Annotated in this window: 9 protein-coding genes and 1 pseudogene; 6 read left to right on the top strand and 4 right to left on the bottom strand. The window is 66.4% G+C overall.

Annotated features, from left to right (window positions below; genetic code table 11):
• From DBR23_RS04275 to DBR23_RS04265, 3 genes and pseudogenes are all read left to right on the top strand, one after another.
• Positions 1–98, top strand: a pseudogene (locus DBR23_RS04275) (5-dehydro-4-deoxyglucarate dehydratase); the annotation flags it as partial.
• A 154-nt stretch (positions 99–252) separates the two neighbouring features.
• The gene (locus tag DBR23_RS04270; RefSeq protein ID WP_108497417.1) at positions 253–720 is read left to right on the top strand and encodes a nuclear transport factor 2 family protein; all 468 of its coding nucleotides are present in this window, start codon (positions 253–255) and stop codon (positions 718–720) included.
• 76 nt (positions 721–796) lie between these two features.
• Positions 797–1,762 (top strand): 2-hydroxyacid dehydrogenase, encoded by a 966-nt coding sequence (locus tag DBR23_RS04265; RefSeq protein WP_108497418.1) that lies wholly within the window; start codon positions 797–799, stop codon positions 1,760–1,762.
• A 65-nt stretch (positions 1,763–1,827) separates the two neighbouring features.
• Here the strand turns inward: DBR23_RS04265 and DBR23_RS04260 are convergent, their stop codons facing one another.
• Both DBR23_RS04260 and DBR23_RS04255 read right to left on the bottom strand, forming a co-directional pair.
• On the bottom strand, positions 1,828–3,129 hold the full coding sequence (locus DBR23_RS04260) for a M20/M25/M40 family metallo-hydrolase (protein ID WP_108497416.1): 1,302 nt from the start codon (positions 3,127–3,129) through the stop codon (positions 1,828–1,830).
• A 110-nt stretch (positions 3,130–3,239) separates the two neighbouring features.
• Complete coding sequence (locus tag DBR23_RS04255; protein WP_108497415.1) at positions 3,240–4,106, bottom strand: LysR family transcriptional regulator; 867 nt, start codon at positions 4,104–4,106, stop codon at positions 3,240–3,242.
• A 97-nt stretch (positions 4,107–4,203) separates the two neighbouring features.
• Between DBR23_RS04255 and DBR23_RS04250 the strand changes: the two genes are divergently transcribed.
• The gene (locus tag DBR23_RS04250; RefSeq protein ID WP_108497414.1) at positions 4,204–4,635 is read left to right on the top strand and encodes a nuclear transport factor 2 family protein; all 432 of its coding nucleotides are present in this window, start codon (positions 4,204–4,206) and stop codon (positions 4,633–4,635) included.
• Here DBR23_RS04250 and DBR23_RS04245 read toward each other — a convergent pair.
• Positions 4,613–5,551 (bottom strand): LysR family transcriptional regulator, encoded by a 939-nt coding sequence (locus DBR23_RS04245; RefSeq protein WP_108497413.1) that lies wholly within the window; start codon positions 5,549–5,551, stop codon positions 4,613–4,615. The genes DBR23_RS04250 and DBR23_RS04245 overlap by 23 nt on opposite strands.
• Positions 5,552–5,659: 108 nt before the next feature.
• Between DBR23_RS04245 and metE the strand changes: the two genes are divergently transcribed.
• Complete coding sequence (gene metE / locus DBR23_RS04240; protein ID WP_108497412.1) at positions 5,660–8,053, top strand: 5-methyltetrahydropteroyltriglutamate--homocysteine S-methyltransferase; 2,394 nt, start codon at positions 5,660–5,662, stop codon at positions 8,051–8,053.
• 13 nt (positions 8,054–8,066) lie between these two features.
• On the opposite strand, the gene DBR23_RS04235 is transcribed toward metE, so the two are convergent.
• Positions 8,067–9,032 carry a ketopantoate reductase family protein gene (locus DBR23_RS04235; RefSeq protein ID WP_108497411.1) on the bottom strand — a complete coding sequence of 322 codons (966 nt, stop codon included), beginning with the start codon at positions 9,030–9,032 and terminating at the stop codon, positions 8,067–8,069.
• Positions 9,033–9,360: 328 nt separating this feature from the next.
• Between DBR23_RS04235 and DBR23_RS04230 the strand changes: the two genes are divergently transcribed.
• Entirely contained in the window at positions 9,361–9,894 is a 534-nt protein-coding gene (locus tag DBR23_RS04230; RefSeq protein ID WP_108497410.1) for a MarR family winged helix-turn-helix transcriptional regulator, read from the top strand.
• Positions 9,895–9,966 lie beyond the last annotated feature (72 nt).

Below are 9,966 nucleotides of genomic sequence, written 5' to 3'. Positions count from 1 at the left end.
GCCATGACGGCGGCCCGGTGCGGGCGCCGCTGACGGACCTCAAGCCCCATGAGATGGAAGAGCTCAAGGCGCTGATTGACAAGCTCGGGCCGCAGTAAGCGCGGCCTGGCGCAGGGCCTGGTTCACCAGGCCCTCGTTTTTTGCTCCCATTGCAGACCCCCCCTACACCCCGGGCCCGGCCGTGCACAGGTCCGGAGGCAGTCGTGGCACGCCCATTCCCAAAACCCCAACACAACAACGGAGACAGACAAAATGTTCAAGCAAATCGTTCTCGCCGCGGCCGCCGCCGTGACCATTGCCGCGCTCGCAGGTTGCGCCACGGGTGCGGCAGCCACAGCCTCCTCGGCATCGCCCGAACAGGCAGTGGCTGCCGCCGCAGAAAAGCTGCGCGTGGCCATGATTGACCCCACGCCCGCTGCACTGACCGCCCTCGTCGCCGACGACCTGAGCTACGGCCATTCGGGCGGCCGCGTGGACACCAAGGACAGCTTCATCGGCGACCTGATCGCTGGCAAGTCCGACTTCGTGACCATCGCCATCACCGACCAGACCATCAAGGTGGTGGGCAACACCGCCATCGTGCGTCACACCCTCACAGCCGACACCAACGATTCGGGCAAGCCCGGCAAGGTGCAGATCAAGATCCTGGGCGTGTGGCAACAACAGCAAGGGGGCCAGTGGAAGCTGCTGGCGCGCCAGGCCGTGCGCGTCGCGGCATGATGTAGACACATCGGGGCGGCTGTGTGCCGCCTTATGCCGCCCCTTGCATTTTTTGGCACTGTTGCCCCACGAAACCATGACCACGACTCCCCCTCGCATCCTGCAAATCGGCCGCCTGCCCCTTCCCGCACTGGAAGCCGAACTGGCTGCCCGTTACAGCGTCGCCTGCCTGGCCGACCAGACCGATCAGGCGGCTTTGCTGGCGTCGCACGGTGCGGAGTTCACGGGGGTGGTGACCACCGCAGCCATCGGCCTCAAGGGCGAAGTCATTGCGGCATTGCCCAACCTTCGGGTGATCAGCAGTTTTGGCGTGGGTTTTGATGCGCTGGACATCGATGCAGCCAAGGCCCGGGGTGTGCAGGTGGGCTACACACCCGGCGTGCTCAACGACTGTGTGGCCGACATGGCGTTCGCGCTGATGCTGGATGTGTCACGCCACGTGGCCGCCAGCGACCGTTTTGTGCGCCGTGGTGAATGGCCGAAGGCCAGATACGCACTGGGCACCCGCGTGTCCGGCAAGCGGCTGGGCATCGTGGGCATGGGCCGCATCGGGCAGGCCGTGGCCGAGCGTGCGAGCGGCTTTCGCATGGAGGTGGGGTACCACAACCGCCGCCCGGCGCAGGAATGCACACTGCCCTACTTCGAGTCGGTGACCGCGCTGGCGCAGTGGGCCGACTACCTCGTGCTCACCGTTGCAGGCGGCGCTGCAACGCGCCACCTCGTCAACCGCGATGTGCTGGAGGCCTTGGGCCCCAACGGATTTCTCATCAATGTGGCGCGTGGCAGTGTGGTGGACGAGGCGGCACTGATCGATGCGCTGACCGAGCGCCGCATTGCCGGCGCCGGGCTGGACGTGTTTGAGAACGAACCCAGCGTGCCCGCCGCGCTGATGGCGCTGGACAGCGTGGTGCTGACCCCGCACACCGCCAGCGCCACCCACGAAACCCGCCGCGCCATGGCAGACCTGGTGCTGGAGAACCTGGCATCCTTCTTTGCGACGGGCACCGTGCGCACGCCGGTGCCAGGCACGCCGGGCGCTTGAGCCCGCCACGGCGCGCTGTGTAACGCAGCTGCCCTCACAGGGAGGGTGTGGAGCGGCTCAGCGTGTCATTTCACGCGGTCGCGCGAGATGTCCATGATCATGCGCGTGGCCAGGTACAGGCGCGGCACGATGGTGTTGATCTGCACGTACTCCGCATCGTTGGAGTGCGCGCCGTAGCCCGACAGGCCCATGCCCTCCACCACCGCGCCCTTGGTCTTGAGCGCCGCAAACGCTGCGTCGGTGCCGCCGCCCGTGGCTTTCTCCACCACATTGAGCGACATGCCCAGCTCCTGGTAGATGACCTTGCCGTAACCCGCCACGCGGCGGGATGCGTCGCTGGCCTCCAGCGGCGGGCGGCGCACTTCAAACTTCACATCCACCTTGGATGCGGGCAGCAGCTTGCTCTTGACCTTCTCTTGCAGGCCTTTCTCCAGCCCGTCGAAGTCCGCCACACGCAGCGCGCGCGCATCGGCCTGGGCCGTGGCTTCGGCCGGAATCACGTTGCGGTTGGTACCTGCCTTGGACACCGTCCAGTTCAGCTTGAGGCCCTCGTCGGACTTGGACAAGTCCTTCATTTGCAGCAGCTGGTGCGACAGCTCATACAGCGCGTTCACGCCATCCTCGGGCTTGGCCCCGGCGTGCGATGCCTTGCCCTGCACCGTGAGGTAGGCCGCCCCAATGCCGCTGGTGGCCAGGCGCAGCGTGCCGTCGGTGCCGCCGCCTTCGAACGACAACACCACGTCCTGCTCAGACGCCACACGGGTGATGGTGCTGCGCCAGCCGGGCGAGCTGATTTCTTCGTCACCGTTGATCAGCACGGTGAGCGTGCCGTAGTCCTTGAAGTTGAGCTTTTGCAGCAAGGCCACGGTGTGGATGATGAGCGCGATGCCCTGCTTGTCGTCCGAGATGCCCAGGCCATAGGCCTTGTCACCATCGATGCGGAAAGGCTGGCCCTTGAGCATGCCTTTCAGGTACACCGTGTCCATGTGCGCGATGAGCATGATCTTCTTGCTGCCCGTGCCCTTGAACACGGCCTGCACAGCAGGGCCCACCTTCTCGGGGGTATCGTCGAGGCGGTAGATATCGCTGGTCTGCAGCACGTCCACCGTGCCGCCCAGTTGCTTGAGCTGGCTGGCAATGCGCTCGGCGATCTGGTTCAGGCCTTCGATGTCCTTGCTGCCCGACTCGATATGCACCAGGTCACGCAGGGTGTCGAGCAGCGGCTGCTGCTCCTTCTGGGCCAGCGCATGGACATCAGCCACCGGCGCAGCGTGGGCCACGGCGGCGGCAAACGCCAGCGCCAGCGAGGCCATCAGGGGGCGGACAAACGAAGGGGCTGAGTGTGGGCGGCGCTGCGGATGGTGCATGGTGCGAAGGCTCGGTGAAGGGATGAGGAAAGCGATTATGGAGTCTTGCAACACCAATTTCAAACACTGATCCCCCTTGCAATGTTTCGGTCAGCGCCTGCGCGCCAGACTCAGCCCGCAGGCGCAAACACCTCGGGGCCCAGCCGTGACCTGTGGCCCCGGGGTTCGAACAGCCACATGCCATACAGCGGCAGAGATTCCGCCAGCCGCAGGGGCGCCACCAGCGTGGACGCACCGCCCAGCAACGCAGGGTGCGGCACAACAGCCAGCAGGTCGGACTGCGCCACCAGGTGCAGCAGGCTGGCAAAGTCGGGGCAGCGCGCCGCCATCCTTGGGGCAGGCATTCGCCGCACGCGGTGCGCTTCCGTCAACACGTCCACCGGCCCACTGACGCTGGGCCCCACACAGGCCCACGCAGCGCCCTGCAGTTGCACCAGCGACTGGGCCCGGGCCAATGGGTGGCCTTTGCGCGCATAGACCTGGGGCTGCAACTCGTACAGGGGCCGCTCCACCACGTCGGGGTGCACAAACTTGCGCGGCTTGGGGGCGATGACCGCATCAAAGCGCCGCTGCAGCAGGCCTTCCAGCAGGCTGCCTTCATCGGCTGTCGCCATCTCCAGGGAGCGCCGGGCGTTGGGCAGGCACCAGCTGGCATACAGCAGCGGACCGCAGACCACCGCCGCAGAAGACGTGAGACCCACCCGCAGCCGATGCTGGTCTGCCGCAGTCACCGAAGCGCGGGGCAGCGCCTCCACCCCCTGTGCCAGCGGCAGCGCCTGCGCGGCCACTGCCCGGGCCAGGTCGGTGGGCACATGGCGGCGCCCCTCCCGCACCAGCAAGGGCTGCGCAAAGTGGGCTTGCAGTGCTTTCATGCCATGGCTTATCGCGGGCTGCGACACGCCGCAGGCCTTGGCCGCCAAGGCAAACGAGCCTTGTTCGATGACCGCATGGAGGTATTGCAGGTAGCGCAGATACATAAACACCTTTTATGTATAAGCCACCATTGTCTCTTGTCGTGCGGCGCGGAGTTGGCGAAGCTACGCACTCCACTCCACGCCCTTTGCATCGCCACGTATGAGCCACAACCCCATCGACACCGTCCGCACCTACCTCGCCCACCTGCATGCCAGCCATACCGACGGGCTGATTGCCTGCTTTGAAGACGATGGCGTGGTGCACTCGCCCTTTCTGGGCACGATGCGCGCAAGCGACTTTTTCCAAAAGCTCGCCCAGGCTTCCAGCGGCAGCGTGATCACCGTGCTGGATCTGTTCGTCTCCGCGCAACAAGACAACGGCGGCGCCGTGCGGGTGGCCGCCTATTTCCGCTACGACTGGACTTTGAACGATGGGCGCGAGGTGACTTTCACCTGCGTGGATGTGTTCACGTTCGACGCGGGCAGCACCCGCATCCGCGACATGAACATCGTCTACGACACCCACCCGCTGCGGGAGGAGGTGGGCGACAAGTACGCGCCTGATCCGGTCACAACAGCTCCACGCCCTTGAGCGTCACAAAACTCGTCTCGCGCGTGACCTGCACAAAGTCCTGCAGATACGGCTTGGCCGACAGGCTGGGTAGGCACGCGGCATGCAGCTCGCCGCGCAGGCCTTTTTCACCAGGGCCAGCTGCAATGGGCCGCGCCGTCACATACCCCCGGTCCAGATAGCTCTGCACCGCCCACAGCGGCAGCGCTGCCACGCCGCGCCCGCTGGCCACCAGCTGCAGCATGGCCACCGTCAGCTCGGTGGTGCGGCGCGGGGGGCGCACCCCGGCGGGCTCCAGCACCTGGCGGATCAGGTCCAGCATTTCGTCGGGCACGGGGTAGGTGATGATGGTCTGGTCGGCAAAGTCCTGCGCCACCAGGTGCGGCTTGGCCACCAGCGGGTGCGTGTTGGCCAGCAGTGCGCGGATTTCAAAGCCAAACAGCGCGTGGTAGTCCACGCCCGCCTCATCACCATCGACCTCCGACACGATGGCCACATCGGCCCGGCCCTGGTGCAGCAGACCCACAGGGTCGGCGTGAAAGCCGCTCACGATGTCCAGCTCCACCTCGGGCCAGCGGGTGCGAAAGGCGTCCATGGCAGGCATCAGCCAGTCAAAGCAGGTGTGGCATTCCACCGCAATGCGCATCTGCCCGCCCTGCCCCAGCACCAGGCGGGCAATGTCGCGCTCGGCCCCTTCCACCTGCGGCAGCATCGCATCGGCCAGCGCGAGCAGGCGTTCGCCCACGGCGGTGAACTGCGGCGGCACCGATTTGCGCTCAAACAGCGGCTGGCCGTAGCGGTCTTCCAGCAGCTTGATCTGGTGCGACAGCGCCGACTGCGTGAGGTTGAGCAACTGCGCGGCCCGCACCAAGCTGCCGCTGTCACGCAGGGCCACCAGCGTGCGCAGGTGGCGCACTTCCAGGATCGACTGATTCATTATAAATTTTCAAGTTGATCGACTAAAACTTTCGTTTGAATAATAAACGAGCCCGCGCGACCATCGGTGCCTTCATTGCATTGCTCCATTCAGAAGAAGGAAATCACCATGTCGCTCGCCGCAGTCGCCGTAACAGCAGCCACCCGCCGCCCCGTGCTCACGCACACCCTGGGGTTTCCACGCATGGGGGCGCAGCGTGCGCTGAAATTCGCGCTCGAATCCTTCTGGCGCGGCGACAGCACCGAGGCCGAGCTGCAGGCCACCGCTACCCAGCTGCGCCAGCAACACTGGCAGGCGCAGGCCGACGCAGGCCTGGGTTATGTGACCGTGGGCGACTTTGCGCTGTACGACCACGTGGCCAACCACATCCAGCTGCTGGGCTGCGAGCCTGCGCGCTTTGGCTTTGACGCCCACACGCCCGAGCTGGCGCGTTACTTTGCGATGGCGCGGGGAGTATCGGCCCAAGCCGCCGACGACCACCAGGGTTGCAGCGCGGGTTGCCAGGCTACGCACCACACCGCTGGCCAGCCCGCACTGGAGATGACCAAGTGGTTTGACACCAACTACCACTACCTCGTGCCCGAGTTCAGCACCCACACCCAGTTCCACCTGGCCAGCGAGCGCCTGTTTGCCGAAGTGGCCGAGGCCCAAGCACTGGGCCACCGCGTCAAGGCCGTGCTGCTGGGGCCGCTGAGCTTCTTGTGGCTGGGCAAATCCAAGGCGGCAGGTTTTGACCGGTTCAGCCTGCTGGAGCAACTGCTGCCGGTGTACGAGGCCGTGCTGGCACGCCTGAAGGCCCAGGGCGTGGAATGGGTGCAGATCGACGAGCCCATCCTGGGCCTGGACCTGCCCGACGTGTGGCGCCATGCCTTTGAGCCCAGCTACTGGCAACTCGCCCGCAGCGCGCCCAAGCTGCTACTGGCCACCTACTTCTCGCCCCTGGCCGAGAACCTGCGCCTGGCCTGCCAGCTGCCCGTGGCCGGCCTGCATGTGGACGCCGTGCGCGCCCCTGACGAACTGGTGGGCGTGGCCGACTGGCTGCCGTCGCACAAGGTGCTGTCGGTGGGCATCGTGGACGGCCGCAACATCTGGCGCACTGACCTGGATGCGGCGCTGCAAAAGCTGCGCCCCGTGGCCGACAAGCACCAGGGCGAGGTGTGGCTGGCGCCATCGTGCTCGCTGCTGCATGTGCCGTTCAGCTTAGAGGCCGAAACACAGCTGGACGCCGAGGTGAAGTCCTGGCTGGCGTTTGCGGTGGAAAAGCTCGATGAGCTGCGTGTGCTTGCCACCGCCTTGTCACGAGACGAGGCAGCGGTGGACGACGAACTGCACGCCGCCCGCACCGCCCTGGCCGCGCGCCGCGCCAGCCCGCGTGTGCACCGCGCCACCGTGGCGGCCCGCATTGCCGCGGCGGCGCCAGGGGCCGACCAGCGCGCCAGCGCCTTCCCTGCCCGGCAAAAGGCCCAGCGCGCACGGCTGAAGCTGCCGCTGCTGCCCACCACCACGATTGGCTCGTTCCCGCAGACGGCGGAGATCCGCGCCGCACGCGCCGCCTTCAAGCGCGGGGCACTGGATGCGGCCCACTACCAACAGAAGATGGAAGCTGAAATTGCCCTGGCTGTGCGCAAGCAGGAAGCCTTGGGGCTGGACGTGCTGGTACACGGCGAAGCCGAACGCAACGACATGGTCGAATACTTTGGCGAGCAACTCGACGGCTTTGCCTTCACCGCCAACGGCTGGGTGCAAAGCTATGGCTCGCGCTGCGTGAAGCCGCCCATCATCTACGGCGACGTGGCCCGCCCCACGCCCATGACGGTGGCCTGGACCCAGTACGCGCAGAGCCTCACCGCCAAACCCATGAAAGGCATGCTCACCGGCCCCATCACCATTCTGCAATGGAGCTTTGTGCGCGACGACCAGCCCCGCACCACTACGGCCGACCAGATCGCCTGGGCCATCCGAGACGAGGTGTGCGACCTCGAAGCCGCCGGCATCGCCATCATCCAGATCGACGAGCCCGCCATCCGCGAGGGCTTGCCGCTGCGTCGCGCGGGGTGGAAGAGCTATCTGGACCGCGCCACGCGCGCCTTCCGCATCAGTGCCAGCGGCGTGCGCAACGACACGCAGATCCACACCCACATGTGCTACAGCGAGTTCAACGACATCCTGCCCGCCATTGCGGCCATGGATGCGGATGTGATCACGATTGAGACGAGCCGCTCGGACATGGAGCTGCTGCAGGGGTTCGGTGATTTCCGCTACCCCAACGAGATCGGCCCCGGCGTGTACGACATCCACTCGCCCCGCGTGCCTGGCGTGCAGGAGATGGCTGCGCTGCTGGAAAAAGCCGCCGAGGTCGTGCCCGTGGAGCACCTGTGGGTGAACCCCGACTGCGGCCTCAAGACCCGGGGCTGGCCCGAGACCGAAGCCGCCCTGCGCCACATGGTGCAGGCGGCGCAGGCAGTGCGCGAGCGGTTGCTGGAAGAGGCGGCGCTGGCCTGACGGCCCCCCCGGTTCAGCCCGCAGCGCGCTTCATCTCGGCCAGCTTCACCAGCACCTGCAGCGCGTGGTTCAGCGGCGTCGGCACGCCCAAGGCGGCGCCGCGCTTGACCACGTAGCCATTCAGGTGGTCGATCTCGGTGGGCCTGCCCCGCGCCAGGTCCTGCGCGGTGGACGAATACTGGCCGGGCATGGTGCTGGCAATGCCGCGCACGGCGGCCTGCACATCGCCCGGAATCGTCACTCCGTCAGCAGCCGCCACCGCCAGGCACTCGGCCACGATGTCGGCAATCACCTGCGTCACGCCGGGCACCTGCACCAGCGGGCCGTAGGGCTGCTGCGACAGGGCCGACAGCGCGTTGTAGGCGCTGTTGAGCACCAGCTTGGCCCAGAGCGCGCCGCGCACGTTGTCTGACACCTGGGTGGGAATGCCCGCCGCCGTGAGCTGACGGGCCACCTCGTCGCTGCGCGGCGAAGGTGCAATCACCAGCTCGCCCCGGCCATGGTGCACCACATGCCCGGGGCCGCCCATGGCAGTAGCCACATAGACCACCGCGGCTGCCACGGGGGTGCTGGCGTCCAGCACGGCGCGCACGCGTTCGTCATTGTCCACACCGTTCTGCAAGGTCAGCACCAGCGCGCCAGGCGCCAGGTGGGGACGAATCTGCTGCGCGGCGTCTTCCGAGTCGGACGACTTCACGCAGAACAGCACCACGTCCGCGCCGTGCACGGCGCTGGCCTCGGTGCTGGCCGCCAGGGGCACCTGCACATCCATCGCCGCCGTCTGCAGCCGCAACCCGTTGTCGCGCACAGCCAGCACGTGGGCGGGCCGCCCGATGAGCGTGACGGCATGGCCCGCCCGGGCGAGCAAGGCACCAAAGTAGCAGCCCACCGCACCCGCGCCCATCACGGCAAAGCGCAGGGGCGGTGCAATGTCCAAGGCAGTGGGCAGGGAGGCAGATGAATCAGCAGCAGCGGTCATGGCGGTGTCCCGGTGGGCAAGGCACAGAAGGGTCGGTCACAAGGCGCCCCACTATATCGGCGGCAGCCTGCGCACCAAAAATCAAGGTTTTTTGGGCTGATGCGTTAGTCGAACATGCCTTATCAGCTATCAAATACGTAGCAAATTGACCCTCTGCAAGGCTGCTTGCAGGGGCGCACTCCCTTCACTCGCGCCATTTCCAGCACCGCGAACCCCCGTCCGTTACCTCCCGTTCGTGGGCTCCCACCCCGCTCAAAGGCCCCTCTCCATTGTCAGGAATTTAATCAATGCAAAGACAATAATTGTCTAGTCAATTAAATTCGCATCCATGTCAGCCCCTCCCAAACCCAGCCAAGCCCCCGCGTTCTACAACGCCGAGCACTACGACCCCAGCAAGCTGGTGCCCGAAAACAGCGTCGGCTACCTGATGCGCAAGGTGATGTCGTCCATCCGCACGCAGGCCGATGCCCAGCTGTCTTTGCACGAACTCACCTACGCCCAGTGGCTGCCACTGTTCAAGTTGTCCCTGTGCGAGACCGCCACCGTGGCCAGCCTGGCGCGTGACCTGGAGACCGACCCCGCCTCCATGACCCGGTCGCTCGACCGCATGGAGGCCAAGGGTCTGGTGGTGCGGGAGCGTTCCACCGTGGACCGCCGCGTCGTGCAGCTCAGGCTCACGGCCGAGGGTCAGCGCATTGCAGCCCTGGTGCCCCCCGTGCTGGCCGACGTGCTCAACGGCCACCTCAGCGACTTCAGCCATGACGAGTGGCAGCTTTTGCTGTCCATGCTGCGCCGCATGCTGGCCAACGGCGAAGCGCTGCGCCAGCAGACCCCCTCACCCACCGAACCCGCAGCCGGTTGACCCCGCCCTGTTGCCCTGCCCCCTGGAGATTTCCGTGACCGTCACTGCCCCCACCTCCCTGTCCACCCGCTC

Origin of the sequence: Acidovorax sp. HMWF018, from assembly GCF_003061035.1 — a bacterium.
Classification (GTDB): Bacteria; Pseudomonadota; Gammaproteobacteria; order Burkholderiales; family Burkholderiaceae_C; genus Acidovorax; species Acidovorax delafieldii.
The sequence above is the reverse complement of the archived record's forward strand: the minus strand, read 5'-3'. Positions and strand labels throughout refer to the sequence as shown.

Coding starts and splice junctions, on each gene's coding strand:
- DBR23_RS04270 (WP_108497417.1), top strand. CDS start 253: ATGTTCAAGCAAATCGTTCTCGCCGCGGCCGCCGCCGTGACCATTGCC.
- DBR23_RS04265 (WP_108497418.1), top strand. CDS start 797: ATGACCACGACTCCCCCTCGCATCCTGCAAATCGGCCGCCTGCCCCTT.
- DBR23_RS04260 (WP_108497416.1), bottom strand. CDS start 3,129: ATGCACCATCCGCAGCGCCGCCCACACTCAGCCCCTTCGTTTGTCCGC.
- DBR23_RS04255 (WP_108497415.1), bottom strand. CDS start 4,106: ATGTATCTGCGCTACCTGCAATACCTCCATGCGGTCATCGAACAAGGC.
- DBR23_RS04250 (WP_108497414.1), top strand. CDS start 4,204: ATGAGCCACAACCCCATCGACACCGTCCGCACCTACCTCGCCCACCTG.
- DBR23_RS04245 (WP_108497413.1), bottom strand. CDS start 5,551: ATGAATCAGTCGATCCTGGAAGTGCGCCACCTGCGCACGCTGGTGGCC.
- metE (WP_108497412.1), top strand. CDS start 5,660: ATGTCGCTCGCCGCAGTCGCCGTAACAGCAGCCACCCGCCGCCCCGTG.
- DBR23_RS04235 (WP_108497411.1), bottom strand. CDS start 9,032: ATGACCGCTGCTGCTGATTCATCTGCCTCCCTGCCCACTGCCTTGGAC.
- DBR23_RS04230 (WP_108497410.1), top strand. CDS start 9,361: ATGTCAGCCCCTCCCAAACCCAGCCAAGCCCCCGCGTTCTACAACGCC.